Annotated in this window: 12 protein-coding genes and 1 pseudogene; all 13 read left to right on the top strand. The window is 72.5% G+C overall.

The window, feature by feature from the left end:
• Window positions 1-83 precede the first annotated feature (83 nt).
• The 13 genes and pseudogenes from OG207_RS08860 to OG207_RS08800 all read left to right on the top strand — a co-directional run bounded on the left by OG207_RS08860 (window position 84) and on the right by OG207_RS08800 (window position 15,339).
• Window positions 84-1,877 carry a DUF5941 domain-containing protein gene (locus OG207_RS08860; RefSeq protein ID WP_329107493.1) on the top strand — a complete coding sequence of 598 codons (1,794 nt, stop codon included), beginning with the start codon at window positions 84-86 and terminating at the stop codon, window positions 1,875-1,877.
• On the top strand, window positions 1,874-2,626 hold the full coding sequence (locus OG207_RS08855; protein WP_329097447.1) for a phosphocholine cytidylyltransferase family protein: 753 nt from the start codon (window positions 1,874-1,876) through the stop codon (window positions 2,624-2,626). Before OG207_RS08860 ends, OG207_RS08855 begins: the two co-directional genes overlap by 4 nt.
• Window positions 2,614-3,675, top strand: a complete 1,062-nt coding sequence (locus OG207_RS08850; RefSeq protein WP_329097445.1) for an iron-containing alcohol dehydrogenase family protein — start codon at window positions 2,614-2,616, stop codon at window positions 3,673-3,675. Before OG207_RS08855 ends, OG207_RS08850 begins: the two co-directional genes overlap by 13 nt.
• Window positions 3,653-4,432 (top strand): CDP-alcohol phosphatidyltransferase family protein, encoded by a 780-nt coding sequence (locus OG207_RS08845; RefSeq protein ID WP_329097444.1) that lies wholly within the window; start codon window positions 3,653-3,655, stop codon window positions 4,430-4,432. The genes OG207_RS08850 and OG207_RS08845 overlap by 23 nt, the downstream gene beginning before the upstream one ends.
• Window positions 4,433-4,467: 35 nt before the next feature.
• Window positions 4,468-5,313 (top strand): glycosyltransferase family 2 protein, encoded by an 846-nt coding sequence (locus tag OG207_RS08840; protein ID WP_402695559.1) that lies wholly within the window; start codon window positions 4,468-4,470, stop codon window positions 5,311-5,313.
• A 94-nt stretch (window positions 5,314-5,407) separates the two neighbouring features.
• Window positions 5,408-6,337: an ABC transporter permease gene (locus OG207_RS08835; protein ID WP_329097440.1), complete on the top strand. Its 930-nt coding sequence runs from the start codon at window positions 5,408-5,410 to the stop codon at window positions 6,335-6,337.
• The gene (locus OG207_RS08830; RefSeq protein ID WP_329097437.1) at window positions 6,330-7,112 is read left to right on the top strand and encodes an ABC transporter ATP-binding protein; all 783 of its coding nucleotides are present in this window, start codon (window positions 6,330-6,332) and stop codon (window positions 7,110-7,112) included. The genes OG207_RS08835 and OG207_RS08830 overlap by 8 nt, the downstream gene beginning before the upstream one ends.
• 409 nt (window positions 7,113-7,521) lie before the next feature.
• Window positions 7,522-8,412, top strand: coding sequence for a squalene synthase HpnC (hpnC, locus tag OG207_RS08825; protein ID WP_329097435.1), 891 nt, complete (start codon window positions 7,522-7,524; stop codon window positions 8,410-8,412).
• On the top strand, window positions 8,409-9,371 hold the full coding sequence (gene hpnD / locus OG207_RS08820; RefSeq protein ID WP_329097433.1) for a presqualene diphosphate synthase HpnD: 963 nt from the start codon (window positions 8,409-8,411) through the stop codon (window positions 9,369-9,371). The genes hpnC and hpnD overlap by 4 nt, the downstream gene beginning before the upstream one ends.
• Window positions 9,372-9,548: 177 nt before the next feature.
• Window positions 9,549-11,042 (top strand): annotated as a pseudogene (gene hpnE / locus OG207_RS08815) (hydroxysqualene dehydroxylase HpnE); the annotation flags it as partial.
• Window positions 11,039-12,214, top strand: coding sequence for a polyprenyl synthetase family protein (locus OG207_RS08810; RefSeq protein ID WP_329097431.1), 1,176 nt, complete (start codon window positions 11,039-11,041; stop codon window positions 12,212-12,214). The pseudogene hpnE and the gene OG207_RS08810, both read left to right, overlap by 4 nt.
• A gap of 120 nt (window positions 12,215-12,334) precedes the next feature.
• Complete coding sequence (gene shc, locus OG207_RS08805) at window positions 12,335-14,674, top strand: squalene--hopene cyclase (protein WP_329097429.1); 2,340 nt, start codon at window positions 12,335-12,337, stop codon at window positions 14,672-14,674.
• Window positions 14,674-15,339, top strand: coding sequence for a phosphorylase family protein (locus tag OG207_RS08800; RefSeq protein ID WP_329097427.1), 666 nt, complete (start codon window positions 14,674-14,676; stop codon window positions 15,337-15,339). Before shc ends, OG207_RS08800 begins: the two co-directional genes overlap by 1 nt.

The following is a 15,339-nucleotide window of genomic DNA, read 5'->3' as shown; positions in this document are numbered from 1 at the left end:
TCCATTCATCCGATAGCCTCTGCCGACGTGCAGCCGCCCCATGAGCGCGCGCGTTCGGAATCCGTTACAAGGAGTGAGTTCGTCTGCCGACCGTCATCCTCACCGGCCTGCCGGTCCCCGGATCACCGCTCGCGGACGAGCTGCGCTCCCTCGGCTTCGACGTCCGCCCGGCAGCCGGCCCGAAGGACGCCGCCGCCGCACTGGCGGGCGTCCCCACCGACCAGCGGGTGGCCGTCGTCGACAGCGCCTTCGTCGGGCACGTGCACGCGCTGCGCCTCGCACTGACCGACCCGCGCTTCGACGCCTGCGCCGTCACCGGTGCCCTCGCCGTCCAGGCCGGGGCCCGCGGCGCCCTGGACGAGGCCGCCGCCCGCGCGGCTGCCGACGCAGAGGCCGCCGGCCCGTACCCGGACCGGCTCGCCGCCGCCGTCGAAGCCGCCGGGACCACCGTCCAGCGACCGGAACTGGGCACGCTCGTCGCCGCCGTCCCCGCCGGCCCGACGGAGCGCGAAGCGGCGACCGCCGCCGTCGCCGCCGTCGACGACGAGGCCGTACGCCTGCGCACCGCCGTGAAGTCCCGCGACGGCTTCTTCACCACCTTCTGCATCAGCCCGTACTCGCGCTACATCGCCCGCTGGTGCGCGCGCCGCGGCCTGACCCCGAACCAGGTCACCACCGCCTCGCTGATCACCGCGCTCATCGCCGCCGGCTGCGCCGCCACGGGCGAACGCTGGGGCTACGTGGCGGCCGGAGTGCTGCTCCTCGTCTCCTTCGTACTGGACTGCACCGACGGGCAGCTCGCCCGCTACTCGCTCCAGTACTCGACGATGGGCGCCTGGCTCGACGCCACCTTCGACCGCGCGAAGGAGTACTCCTTCTACGCGGGCCTCGCGCTCGGCGCGGCCCGGAACGGCGACGACGTCTGGGCCCTGGCCGTCGGCTCCATGATCCTGATGACCTGCCGGCACGTCGTGGACTTCTCCTTCAACGAGGCCAACCACGACGCCACCGCCAACACCAGCCCCACGGCCGCCCTCTCCGACCGGCTCGACAGCGTCGGCTGGACCGTGTGGATCCGTCGGATGATCATCCTGCCGATCGGTGAGCGCTGGGCGATGATCGCGGTGCTGACCGCCTTCACCACCCCCCGGATCGTCTTCTACGCCCTGCTGATCGGCTGCGCCTTCGGCGCGCTCTACACCACCGCCGGCCGCATCCTGCGCTCCCTGACGCGCAAGGCCACCCGCACCGACCGGGCGGCCCGGGCGCTGGCCGACCTGGCCGACTCGGGACCGCTCGCCGAGCTCCAGGCCCGCCTGCTGCGCGGCCGGGCCGGGTCCTTCGGTTCCGTGTACGTGGCGGCCCTCGGCACGCTGGTGATGATCGCGGGCGCCGTGTTCCTGCCCTTCGGGGACCCCCGGCTGATCGCCGTCGCAGTGATCTACGTCATGTCGGCCGGCCTCGCCGTCGCCGCACCGCTCCGGGGCGCCCTGGACTGGCTGGTCCCGCCGCTGTTCCGGGCCGCCGAATACGTCACGGTCCTCGCGCTCGCCGTCAAGGCCGACGTCCCCGGGGCCCTCCCGGCGGCATTCGGCCTGATCGCGGCGGTCGCCTACCATCACTACGACACGGTGTACCGCATCCGCGGCGGCACCGGCGCGCCCCCGCACTGGCTGGTGCGGACGATCGGCGGCCACGAAGGCCGGGTCCTGCTGATCACGGTCCTCGCGGCCGTCCTCGTAACGCGCGAAGCGGACTTCCCCGTCGCGCTCACGGCCTCGGCCGTGTTCGTGGCACTCGTGGTGCTCGTGGAGAGCATCCGATTCTGGGTCTCCTCCGGAGCACCCGCCGTACATGACGAAGGAGAACCAGCATGATCGGCCTTGTACTCGCTGCCGGTGCCGGACGCCGTCTGCGTCCCTACACCGACACCCTGCCCAAGGCGCTCGTGCCGGTCGGCCCCGAGGGCGACGAGGAGAGCCTCACGGTCCTCGACCTGACGCTGGGCAACTTCGCCGAGGTCGGCCTGACCGAGGTCGCCATCGTCGTCGGCTACCGCAAGGAAGCCGTGTACGCCCGCCGCGAGGCCCTGGAGGCCAAGTACGGCGTCAAGATCACGCTGATCGACAACGACAAGGCCGAGGAGTGGAACAACGCCTACTCCCTGTGGTGCGCGCGCGAGGTCCTGAAGCAGGGCGTGATCCTCGCCAACGGCGACACCGTCCACCCGGTCTCGGTCGAGCGCACCCTGCTCGCCGCCCGCGGCAACGGCCAGAAGATCATCCTCGCCCTCGACACGGTCAAGAACCTGGCCGATGAGGAGATGAAGGTCGTCACCGCCGACGGTGAGGGAGTGCGGAAGATCACCAAGCTGATGGACCCCGCCGACGCCACCGGCGAGTACATCGGCGTCACCCTCATCGAGGCCGAGGCCGCCGAGCAGCTGGCCGAGGCCCTGAAGACCACCTTCGAGCGCGACCCCGACCTCTACTACGAGGACGGCTACCAGCAGCTCGTCAACGACGGCTTCACCATCGACGTGGCCCCCATCGGCGACGTCAAGTGGGTCGAGATCGACAACCACGACGACCTCGCCAAGGGCCGGACGATCGCATGCCAGTACTGACGAGGCTCATCCCCTCGCCCGTCGTCGTCGACATCGGTCGCGGGGCGATGGACGACCTGGCCGGCCTGCTGGCCGACCAGCGGATCTCCGCCTCCGGCAAGCTGGCCATCGCGATCAGCGGAGGCTCCGGCGTGGCGCTGCGCGCCAAGCTGGAGCCCGTGCTGCCGCACGCCGACTGGTACGCGGTCGTCGACGGCACCATCGACTCCGCGGTCAAGCTGGCCGACGACATAAAGGGCCGCCGCTACGACGCCGTCGTGGGCCTGGGCGGCGGCAAGATCATCGACGTGGCCAAGTACGCCGCGGCGCGGGTCGGGCTGCCCATGGTGGCCGTCGCCACCAACCTCTCGCACGACGGCATCTGCTCGCCGGTGTCCATCCTGGACAACGACAACGGCCGCGGCTCCTACGGCGTGCCCACCCCGATCGCCATGGTGATCGACCTCGACGTGATCAAGGAAGCCCCGGTCCGGTTCATCCGGGCCGGCATCGGTGACGCGATCTCCAACATCTCGGCCATCGCCGACTGGGAGCTCTCGCACAAGATCACTGGTGAGCCCGTCGACGGCCTGGCCGCCGCCATGGCCCGTACCGCCGGCGAGTCCGTACTGCGCCACCCCGGCGGGTGCGGCGACGACGAGTTCCTCACCGTGCTCTCCGAGGCGCTCGTGCTCTCCGGCATCGCCATGTCGATCAGCGGGGACTCCCGCCCTTCGTCCGGCGCCTGCCACGAGATCAGCCACGCCTTCGACCTGCTCCACCCGGGGCGCTCCGCGCTCCACGGGGAGCAGGTCGGCATCGGCGCCGCCTTCGCGATGCACCTGCGCGGGGCGACCGAGCAGTCCGGCCACTTCGTCGAGGTGCTGCGGCGGCACGGTCTGCCGGTCGGCCCCGAGGAGATCGGCTTCAGCATCGACGAGTTCGTCGCGGCCGTCGAGTACGCCCCCCAGACCCGTCCGGGACGCTTCACGATCCTGGAGCACCTCAACCTGTCCGCAGCCGAGATCAGGGACGCTTACGCCGACTATGCCAAGACCATCCGTAGCTGAACTGAGGCCCGTCGTGCACCCGGCGGGCGTGAAGGACCGGGTCAGTGGCGAGCACTGGGGCGGGCGCCTCTACATGCGTGAGATCTCGCTGCGCATCACCCGCTTCCTGGTCACCACCAAGGTCACGCCGAACCAGCTGACCTACCTGATGACCCTCGCCGGCGTCCTCGCCCTGCCGGCGCTGCTGGTGCCGGGCATCTGGGGCGCCGTCCTCGGCGTGATCGCGGTCCAGCTGTACCTGCTGCTCGACTGCGTGGACGGCGAGGTCGCCCGCTGGAAGAAGCAGTTCTCGCTCTCCGGGGTCTACCTGGACCGGGTCGGCGCCTACCTGTGCGACGCGGCGGTCCTGGTCGGCTTCGGCCTGCGCGCCGCCGACCTGTGGGGCCCCGGGGGCGCCGACTGGCTGTGGGCCTTCCTGGGCACCCTGGCCGCGCTCGGCGCCATCCTGATCAAGGCCGAGACCGACCTGGTCGGCGTCGCCCGCCACCAGGCCGGGAAGCCGGTGGTCCAGGACGCGGCGGCCGAGCCGCGCGCCAAGGGCATGGCCCTCGCGCGCCGGGCCGCCGCTGCGCTCAAGTTCCACCGCCTGATCCTGGGCATCGAGGCCTCGCTGCTCATCCTGGTGCTGGCCGTCGTGGACCAGATGCAGGGCGACCTCTACTGGTCCCGCGTCGGGGTCGCCGTGCTGGCCGCGATCGCGATGCTCCAGACCGTGCTGCACCTGGTGTCCATCCTCGCCTCCAGCAGGCTCAAGTGAGCGCCCCGCTGCGGCTGGGCGCCGTGATCATCACCATGGGCAATCGGCCCGACGAGCTCAAGGCGCTCCTCGACTCGGTGGCCCGCCAGGACGGAGCCCCCGTCGACGTGGTCGTCGTGGGCCAGGGCGTGCAGGTCACCGGCCTGCCCGAGGGCGTCCGCAGCATCGACCTGCCCGAGAACCTGGGCATCCCGGGCGGGCGCAACGTCGGCATCGAGGCCTTCGGCCCCGGTGGCCGCGACGTGGACGTACTGCTCTTCCTGGACGACGACGGGCTGCTGGAGCGCACCGACACCGCCGAGCTGTGCCGGCAGGCCTTCGCCGAGGACCCCGCGCTCGGGATCATCAGCTTCCGGATCGCCGATCCGGAGACCGGTGTCACCCAGCGCCGGCACGTGCCGCGGTTGCGCGCCTCCGACCCGATGCGCTCCTCCCGCGTGACGACCTTCCTGGGCGGCGCCAACGCCGTCCGCACGACGGTGTTCGAGCAGGTCGGAGCGCTGCCGGGGGAGTTCTTCTACGCGCACGAGGAGACCGATCTGGCCTGGCGGGCACTCGACGCAGGGTGGCTGATCGACTACCGGTCGGACATGGTGCTGCTGCACCCGACGACCGCCCCCTCCCGGCACGCGGTCTACCACCGTATGGTGGCTCGTAACCGGGTGTGGCTCGCCCGCCGGAACCTGCCCGCCCCGTTGGTCCCGGTCTACCTGGGCGTCTGGCTCCTGCTGACGCTCGTACGCAGGCCGTCGGCACCCGCGCTCAAGGCCTGGTTCGGTGGTTTCCGGGAGGGATGGACCACTCCCTGCGGGCCCCGCCGCCCGATGAGATGGCGAACGGTCTGGCGGTTGACCCGGCTGGGCCGACCTCCTGTCATCTGACCAGCCCGCGTCTGGGAACATGACGCGATCACGGGCCTCGAGCCACCAGCCTGATGCCCACCTGGCCGCATCTTGAAGACGAAAGTTTCAACTTGTGAGTGACACAACCCACGACGGCGCCCTCGCCACGAGCAGGCCGCTGTCCGACGACGCGGGGCTGAGCCCCGCGGAGCTCGCCAGGAAGTACGGCCTCTCGGTCAGCGGCGCCCGACCGGGCCTCGGCGATTACGTGCGGCAGCTCTGGGGCCGGCGCCACTTCATCATGGCCTTCTCCAGGGCCAAGCTGGTCTCGCAGTACAGCCAGGCGAAGCTCGGCCAGGTCTGGCAGGTGGCGACCCCGCTGCTCAACGCGGTCGTCTACTGGCTGATCTTCGGCCTGATCCTCAAAGCGGGCCGGGAGATGCCCAAGGACGTCTACATCCCGTTCCTGGTGGTGGGCATCTTCGTCTTCACCTTCACCCAGAGCTCGCTGATGGCGGGCGTCCGGGCGATCTCGGGCAACCTCGGCCTGGTGCGGGCGCTGCACTTCCCGCGCGCCTCCCTGCCGGTGTCCTTCTCGCTCCAGCAGCTCGGCCAGCTGCTGTACTCGATGATCGTCGTCTTCGTCATCGCCATGTGCTTCGGGAACTACCCGAAGCTCTCCTGGCTGCTGGTGATCCCGACGCTGGCGCTCCAGTTCGTCTTCAACACCGGTCTGGCCATGATCTTCGCGCGGGCGGGTTCCAAGACCCCCGACCTGGCGCAGCTGATGCCGTTCGTGATGCGGACCTGGATGTACGCCTCCGGCGTCATGTTCCCCATCGGGGTCTACCTCAAGGAACAGCCGCAGTGGATCAGCGACCTGCTGCTGTGGAACCCGATCGCGATCTACATGGACCTCATCCGGTTCGCCCTGATCAACGACTACACCGCCGACAACCTGCCCCCGCACGTGTGGGCCTTCGCCGTGGGCTGGGCCGTGGTGATCGGCCTCGGCGGCTTCGTGTACTTCTGGAAGTCCGAGGAGCGTTACGGCCGTGGCTGACAACACCCAGGGGCGCGTCCCCACCGTGATCGCGGACGGCGTCCACATCGTCTACCGGGTCAACACCGGCAGCAGCGGCAAGGGCGCGGCCACCGCCGCGCTCAGCAAGATAGTCCGCCGGAAGAAGGGCGACGCCCCGGGCGTCCGGCGGGTCCACGCCGTGCGCGGCGTCTCCTTCACCGCCTACCGCGGCGAGGCGATCGGCCTCATCGGCTCCAACGGCTCCGGCAAGTCCACCCTGCTGCGCGCCATCGCCGGCCTGCTGCCCTGTGAGGAGGGCAAGGTCTACACCGACGGCCAGCCCTCGCTGCTGGGCGTCAACGCGGCCCTGATGAACGACCTCACCGGCGAGCGGAACGTCGTTCTCGGCGGTCTCGCGATGGGCATGAGCCGCGAGCAGATCAAGCAGCGTTACCAGAGCATCGTCGACTTCTCGGGCATCAACGAGAAGGGCGACTTCATCTCCCTGCCGATGCGCACCTATTCCTCCGGTATGGCGGCGCGCCTGCGCTTCTCCATTGCGGCGGCCAAGGACCACGACGTCCTGATGATCGACGAGGCCCTGGCCACCGGTGACCGCAGCTTCCAGGTGCGTTCGGAGGACCGGATCCGCGAACTGCGGCAGAAGGCCGGCACGGTCTTCCTGGTGAGCCACAACAACAAGTCCATCCGTGACACCTGTGACCGGGTGTTGTGGCTGGAGAAGGGCGAGCTCCTGATGGACGGGCCCACCGACGAAGTCGTCTCGGCATACGAGAAGGCCACCAACGGCTGACCTCCGGGTCGCGCGGCGCCCCCTTCCGGCGCTTTTCCGCTTCACCCGAAGGCCCCCGCCGCTCAGCGCGGCGGGGGCCTCAATCGTGTACTTGCATTTCGCGGCGACATTCGGTGGCGGAGCGAATACCCGGGAGGGCTCCGCGACGTTCTACAGCGTAAGCTGAGGCGGTCCTCAATCGCGGCAAGAGGGGACGATTCCCCGCAGTTGAAGGGCCTTGGGGCAGCCCGGGGAATCCCCCGGCGGCGTGTCCGAAATAGTATGTAATGGGTCGGCAGTGTAGAACGGGAGATGTGACGGCAATGGCTACGGGAATTCTCCGGCCCCCAGGCATGACGGCCGTCCCCGCCCCGGGCGGCGGGCGGTGACCCCGGGGCTCGGCATCCGACCCCCGGCCGACACGGTCCACGTGAGTGCCACCCTCGACAAGGCGGCGGCGGAGAACTTCCCCGTCGCTCCCGTCTTCCTGCCCCGCGCCTGGCGCGACGGGCTGACGGCCGTCTACGGGTACGCCCGCCTCGTCGACGACATCGGCGACGGCGACCTGGCCCCCGGCGGGCGCGACGCCGTGCTCCTCGGTCTCGACCCCGCCGCGGTCGACGACCGGCCCGCCATGCTCGACGCCCTCGAAGCCGACCTGCACCGCGTCTTCAACGGCTCCGGCCCCGTCGGAGCGCCGCGGCACCCGCTGCTGCAGGCCCTGCGGCCCGTCGTCCGCGCCCATGACCTGACCCCCGAGCCGTTCCTCGCCCTGATCGAGGCCAACCGCCAGGACCAGCGGGTCTCGCGCTACGAGACGTACGCCGACCTGGCCGGCTACTGCGAGCTGTCCGCGAACCCGGTCGGCCGCCTGGTGCTCGCCCTCACCGGCACCAGCACCCCCGAACGGATCCGCCGCTCCGACGCCGTCTGCACCGCCCTGCAGATCGTCGAACACATCCAGGACGTCGCCGAGGACCTCGGTCGCGACCGGATCTACCTGCCCGCCGAGGACCTGCGCCGCTTCCACGTGACCGAGGCGGAGCTCGCGGCCCCGTCCGCCGGCGCGTCCGTACGCTCGCTGGTCGCATTCGAAACCGAGCGCGCACGCGCGTTGCTGGACGAAGGCACCCCGCTCGTGGGGAGCGTGCACGGCAGACTCCGGCTGTTGCTCGCGGGCTTCGTGGGAGGGGGGCGCGCGGCTCTGCGAGCCGTCACCGCCGCCGGTTTCGACGTACTCCCCGGCCCGCCGGGTCCCACCAAGAGCGGCCTGCTCCGCGAGGTGGCCGCCGTCCTGCGCACAGCGCCGAGAAAGGGGTGAGCCCGACCGTGGAGGGCCCCACACACGTGTCCGCACCGGTCCAGGCCGCCTACAGCTACTGCGAGGCCGTCACCGGTTCACAGGCGCGCAACTTCGCCTACGGCATCCGGCTGCTGCCGACCGACAAGCGGCAGGCGATGTCCGCGCTGTACGCCTTCTCGCGGCGGGTCGACGACATCGGCGACGGCACGCTGGCGCCCGAGGCCAAGTTCGCCCGGCTGGAGGAGACCCGCGCCCTGCTCGGGCGGATCCTCGCCGAGGAGGTCGACGAGGACGACACCGACCCGGTCGCCGTCGCCCTCTCGCACGCCGCGCGCCGGTTCCCGATCCCGCTCGGCGGTCTCGACGAGCTCATCGACGGGGTCCTGATGGACGTCCGCGGCGAGACCTACGAGACCTGGGACGACCTCAGGACCTACTGCCGCTGCGTGGCCGGGGCCATCGGACGGCTCTCGCTCGGCGTGTTCGGCACGGTGAACGCCCCGGGCCTCGCGGCTGACGAAGCCGCGCGCGCCGCGGAGTACGCCGACACCCTCGGCCTCGCCCTGCAACTCACCAACATCCTCCGGGACGTTCGCGAGGACGCCGGCAACGGGCGGACCTACCTGCCCGCCGAGGACCTCGCCAAGTTCGGCTGCTCGGAAGGCTTCGACAGGGACCGGATGCCCGCCGGCGCCGACTTCGCCGGACTCGTCCACCACGAAGTCCGGCGCGCCCGCGCCCTGTTCGCCGAGGGCTACCGGCTGCTGCCGATGCTCGACCGGCGCAGCGGCGCCTGCGTGGCCGCCATGGCCGGCATCTACCGGCGTCTGCTGGACCGCATCGAGCGGGAGCCGGAGGCGGTGCTGCGGGGCCGCGTGTCGCTGCCGCCGCACGAGAAGGCGTACGTCGCCGTGCGCGGCCTGTCCGGCCTCGACGCACGGACCGTCTCCCGCCAGAACGCCCGGAGGCGAGCCTGATGACCACGATCCCCCGGACCCCGCACGCGCCGGCCGGTCCCGCCGCGTTCGCCGCGGCGCACCGGGCCGCGCGCGCCGGCGCGTCCGCCACCCCGCGCCCCCGCGCCCGGCGGCGGGTCCCCACGGCGCGTCGGGGACCGCACCGGGTGCTCACCCGGTGCGTCGGGCCGACGCGCCGCGCCCGCGCCCGGCCGTCCGTCCCGGCGGGGACGGCGCCCGCGCAACCACCGCGGCGGACGCCGCGTCTCTTCCGGCGGGCTCCGGCCACGACGTCACCACGGGGGAGGGCTCATGACCGGCTTCGAACAGCACGCCGTCGTCGTGGGCGGCGGACTCGCCGGGGTCACCACCGCCCTCGAACTCGCCGGCGCCGGGCTGCGGGTCACCCTGCTGGAGGGCCGCCCCCGGCTCGGCGGGCTCGCCTTCTCCTTCCAGCGCGGCGACCTCGAAGTCGACAACGGCCAGCACGTCTACCTGCGCTGCTGCACCGCCTACCGGTGGTTCCTCGACCGCATCGACGGCGCCGCCCTCGCACCCCTGCAGAACCGGCTCGACGTACCCGTCCTGGACGTCGCCGGCCCCGGCGGGCCGCGCCTGGGCCGGCTGCGCCGCAGCGCCCTGCCCGTGCCCCTGCACCTGGCCGGAGCGCTCGCCCGCTACCCGCACCTCTCCCTCGCAGAACGGCTGGGCGTCGGCCGCGCCGCCCTCGCGCTGCGCCGCCTGGACCCCACCGACCCGGCGCTCGACGGCGTGGACTTCGCGACCTGGCTCGGCCGCTACGGGCAGTCCGCCCGTACCATCGAGGCCCTCTGGGACCTGGTCGGCATCGCCACCCTGAACGCCACCGCCGAGCAGTCCTCGCTGGGCCTGGCCGCCATGGTCTTCAAGACCGGCCTGCTCTCCGAGAAGGGCGCCGCCGACATCGGCTGGGCCCGGGTACCGCTGGGCGAACTCCACGACACCCTCGCGCGCAAGGCGCTCGACGCGGCCGGCGTGCGCACCGAGCTGCGCAGCCGCGTCGCGAACATCTCCCGCATGTCCGATGGGGCCTGGCGGATCGACACCGAGGACGAGTCCCTGGAGGCGGGCACCGTCGTCCTCGCCGTCCCGCAGCGCGAGGCGCACGCACTGCTCCCCGCCGACGCCCTCCCCGACCGCGACAAGCTCCTGGACATCGCCACCGCACCCATCCTCAACGTCCACGTGGTCTACGACCGCAAGGTGCTCAAGCAGCCCTTCTTCGCGGCCCTCGGCTCCCCGGTCCAGTGGGTCTTCGACCGCACGGAATCCTCCGGACTCTCCGACGGAGGGCAGTACTTGGCCCTGTCCCAGTCCGTCGCCCAGGACGACATCGACGAGCCCGTCTCAGTCCTGCGCGCCAAGTACCTGCCCGAGCTGGAGCGGCTGCTGCCCGCCGCGCGCGACGCCAAGGTAAGGGACTTCTTCGTCACCCGGGAGCGGACGGCCACCTTCGCCCCCACCCCCGGCGTCGGCCGGCTGCGCCCCGGGGCGCGCACCGACACGCCGGGGCTCTACCTCGCCGGTGCGTGGACTGCCACGGGCTGGCCCGCGACCATGGAGAGCGCCGTCCGGAGCGGACTGAGCGCGGCCCACGCCGCACTCGCCGCGCTCGGCCGCCACCGCGAACACCCTCTGCAGGAGGCGGCATGACGAGCACCATCAGCAGCACCGGCACCATCAGCACCAGCACCACCGCAAGTACAGGAACAAGAGGAGAGCCAGTGAACCCGGGCAACCCGGCTGTCGAGAACACGGATGCCAGTGCGGGCACAGCCGGAGGGGGCGTGGAGAAGGCGGACACGATCGCGCTCCTGGAACGCGGCCGTACGCTCTCGACCCCCGCGCTCCGCGCCGCCGTCGACCGGCTCGCCGCTCCCATGGACACCGTCGCCGCCTACCACTTCGGCTGGATCGACGCCCAGGGCAACGTGGCCGACGGCGACGGCGGCAAGGCCGTGCGTCCCGCGCTCGCGCTGCTCTCCGCCGAGGCCGCGGGCGCCGCGGCCGAGGTCGGCATCCCGGGCGCCGTCGCGGTCGAGCTCGTGCACAACTTCTCGCTGCTGCACGACGACCTGATGGACGGCGACGAGCAGCGCCGCCACCGCGACACGGTGTGGAAGGTGCACGGACCGGCCCTCGCGATCCTGGTCGGCGACGCCCTGTTCGCCCTGGCCAACGAGGTGCTGCTGGAGCTCGGCACCGTGGAGGCGGGCCGCGCGACCCGCCGCCTGACCACCGCCAGCCGCAAGCTCATCGACGGCCAGGCGCAGGACATCTCCTACGAGCACCGCGAGCGCGTCAGCGTCGAGGAGTGCCTGGAGATGGAGGGCAACAAGACCGGTGCGCTCCTCGCCTGCGCGGTCTCCATCGGCGCGGTGCTCGGCGGCGCGGACGACCGCACCGCCGACAAGCTGGAGGAGTACGGCTACCACCTGGGCCTGGCCTTCCAGGCCGTCGACGACCTGCTCGGCATCTGGGGCGACCCGGAGTCGACCGGCAAGCAGACCTGGAGCGACCTGCGCCAGCGCAAGAAGTCCCTGCCGGTGGTCGCCGCCCTCGCCGCCGGCGGGGAGGCTTCCGAGCAGCTCGCCGAACTGCTCGCCGCCGACGCCAAGAGCAGCGACTTCGAGAATTTTTCGGAGGAGGAGTTCGCCGCCCGCGCGGCCCTCATCGAGGAGGCCGGCGGCCGCCGGTGGACCGCAGACGAGGCGCGCCGTCAACACGCCGTCGCGATCCGGGCCCTGGACGACGTCGACATGCCGCAGCGCGTGCGCGACCAGCTCGTGGCCCTCGCGGACTTCGTCGTCGTGCGCAAGAGGTGATCGCCACCCGACAGCGGATATGAATCGCGAGTCGCCGGCCGGCGCCGCCACCTGAGCGTGGCGCGCACCGGCCGACGGCAGACCCCAGCACAGCAGAGGACACTGTTCTAAGGGGAAGCCATGACAGCGACGACCGACGGCAGCGCCGAGAGCGCCGGCGCCGGCAGCGAATCCACCCCGGGCGCCCAGGGCCTCCCGGCAGGCCCCGGCGTGGGGCGCGCCCGCGGTCCGGCCGCGGAACCGGGCCCGCCCGCCCCGTCCCGTGCCGGCCGGCCGGGCCCGCGGGCCGAGTACGGCCCGCCGGGCACGGCCGGCGCGCAGAGCGCCCGCTGCGCCCCGCCGACGGCCGAACCGGGGCCGTTGGCCCCGCCCGCCGGCCGCCACGGCGTGGCCACGATGCCGCCCGCGGCGAAGCCGGGCGGCCCGCCCGCGCCGAACACCGTCCGGGGCGGCGGCCGTGCCCTCACCGCGGACCCGTCCACCGGCCCGGGGCCCGACCGGCCGGGCCGGACCGCCGCGGACCTGCCCCGGCCGCCGGACGGCACCCGGCCGGGAGCGTACGAGGCCGCCGCGCGCGCCACCCGCAACCTGCTGGACCGCCAGGACCCCGAGGGCTGGTGGAAGGGCGACCTGGAGACCAACGTCACCATGGACGCCGAGGACCTGCTGCTGCGGCAGTTCCTCGGGATCCGGGACGAGGCCACCACCCGGGCCGCAGCCCTCTTCATCCGCGGCGAACAGCGCGAGGACGGCACCTGGGCCACCTTCCACGGCGGACCGCCCGAACTGTCCGCCACCATCGAGGCCTACGTCGCGCTGCGCCTCGCCGGGGACGCGCCGGACGCCCCGCACATGACCCGTGCCTCGGCCTGGATCCGGGCCCACGGCGGGATCGCCGCCGCCCGCGTCTTCACCCGGATCTGGTTGGCCCTCTTCGGCTGGTGGAACTGGGAGCACCTGCCCGAACTCCCGCCCGAACTGGTCTTCCTGCCGCCCTGGGTGCCCCTGAACATCTACGACTTCGGCTGTTGGGCCCGCCAGACCATCGTCCCGCTCACCGTGGTCTCCGCACTGCGCCCGGTCCGCCCAGCCCCCTTCGCCCTCGACGAGCTGCACACCGACGCCCGCACCCCCCACCCCGCCCGCAGACTCGCCCCGCTGACCAGCTGGGACGGCGCCTTCCAGCGGATGGACAAGGCCCTGCACGTCTACCGGCGGTTCGCCCCGCGCCGGCTGCGCAAGGCCGCGATGGCCACCGCCGGCCGCTGGATCGTCGAACGACAGGAGAACGACGGCTGCTGGGGCGGGATCCAGCCGCCCGCCGTGTACTCGGTCATCGCCCTGCACCTGCTCGGCTACGACCTCGGGCATCCGGTGATGCGCGCCGGACTGGAGTCCCTGGAACGGTTCGCGGTGTGGCGCGCGGACGGCGCCCGGATGATCGAGGCCTGCCAGTCCCCGGTGTGGGACACCTGCCTCGCCGCGATCGCCCTGGCCGACGCGGGCCTGCGCCCCGACCACCCGGCGCTGGTCAAGGCCGCCGACTGGATGCTCGACGAGGAGATCGTCCGCACGGGCGACTGGGCCGTGCGCCGGCCCGGGCTCGCCCCCGGCGGCTGGGCGTTCGAGTTCCACAACGACACCTACCCCGACATCGACGACACGGCCGAGGTGGTCCTCGCCCTGCGTCGGATCAAGCACCCGGACCCGGCCCGCGTCGAGGCGGCCATCGCCCGCGGGGTGTCCTGGACCCTCGGCATGCAGTCGAGGAACGGGGCGTGGGGCGCCTTCGACGCCGACAACACCAGCCCCCTTCCCAACAAGCTGCCCTTCTGCGACTTCGGCGAGGTCATCGACCCGCCCTCGGCCGACGTCACCGCCCACGTGGTGGAGATGCTCGCGTTCGAGGGCCGCGCGGGAGACGCCCGGACCCGGCGCGGCATCGCCTGGCTCCTCGACGAACAGGACGCGAGCGGAGGCTGGTTCGGACGCTGGGGCACCAACTACGTCTACGGCACCGGCTCGGTGGTCCCGGCCCTCACCGCCGCCGGGATCTCCCCGGGGCATCCCGCCATCCGGCGGGCCGTGCGCTGGCTGGAAACCGTACAGAACGAGGACGGCGGGTGGGGCGAGGACCAGCGTTCCTACAAGGACCGGTCCTGGGCCGGGAAGGGCGCCTCCACGGCCTCGCAGACCGCCTGGGCGCTGATGGCCCTGCTGTCGGCCGGTGAGCGCGAGGGCAAGGCGGTGGAGCGGGGCATCGCCCACCTGGTGGAGACCCAGCAGGAGGACGGCACCTGGGACGAGCCGTACTTCACCGGTACCGGTTTCCCGTGGGACTTCTCCATCAACTACCACTTGTACCGTCAGGTCTTCCCGCTCACCGCGCTCGGCCGCTACCTGTACGGGGAACCGTTCGCCCCGGCCGGAGCGCACCCGGCAGCGGCCGGGGAGTCGTGATGCCCGCCGCCGGCGGGGACCGGGCCCGCAGGCCCGACCCGCTGCTGGTGGCCTGCGCGCTGCGCATCGAGCAGGCGGCGCTGCGCAGTGCCTGCCGCGGCCCCGCGCGCGGACCGGCCGGCGGGCACGTCCTGCTGCGCACCGGGATGGGCCCGCGCGCGGCCGAGCGGGCCGTCGGCCGGGCACTGGAGCGGCCGGGAATGGACCTCGCCGCCGTCCTCGCGACGGGATTCTGTGCCGGACTGGTCCCCGGCATGCACCCCGGGGACCTGGTCATCGCCGAGGAGACCCGGGACCCGCTGGGGGCCGTCACGTGCACCGGCAGCGCCCTGCTCGCCGAGGCACTGGCCCGGGCCGTCCCGGGCCGGACCGTGCACCGCGGTGCACTGACCGGATCCGACCACGTCGTTCGCGGCCAGGAGCGCGCGCACCTGCGCGCCACCGGCGCCATCGCGGTCGACATGGAGTCCGCGGCCACCCTGTGGACCGCCACCCGGGGCGGCGGTCGTCCGGTTGCGGCCGTCCGGGTGATCGTGGACGCTCCGGAGCACGAGCTCGTCCGCATCGGCACGGTTCGCGGGGGAATATCGGCCTTCCGTGTCCTGCGTGCCGTACTGCCCGCGTTTCATGAATGGCACCGTTCGTTGCTGCTCCCCAGGAGGTGA

Origin of the sequence: Streptomyces sp. NBC_01439, from assembly GCF_036227605.1 — a bacterium.
GTDB lineage: Bacteria > Actinomycetota > Actinomycetes > Streptomycetales > Streptomycetaceae > Streptomyces.
Note: the sequence above shows the minus strand (reverse complement) of the source record. Positions and strands in the feature narration are given on the sequence as shown.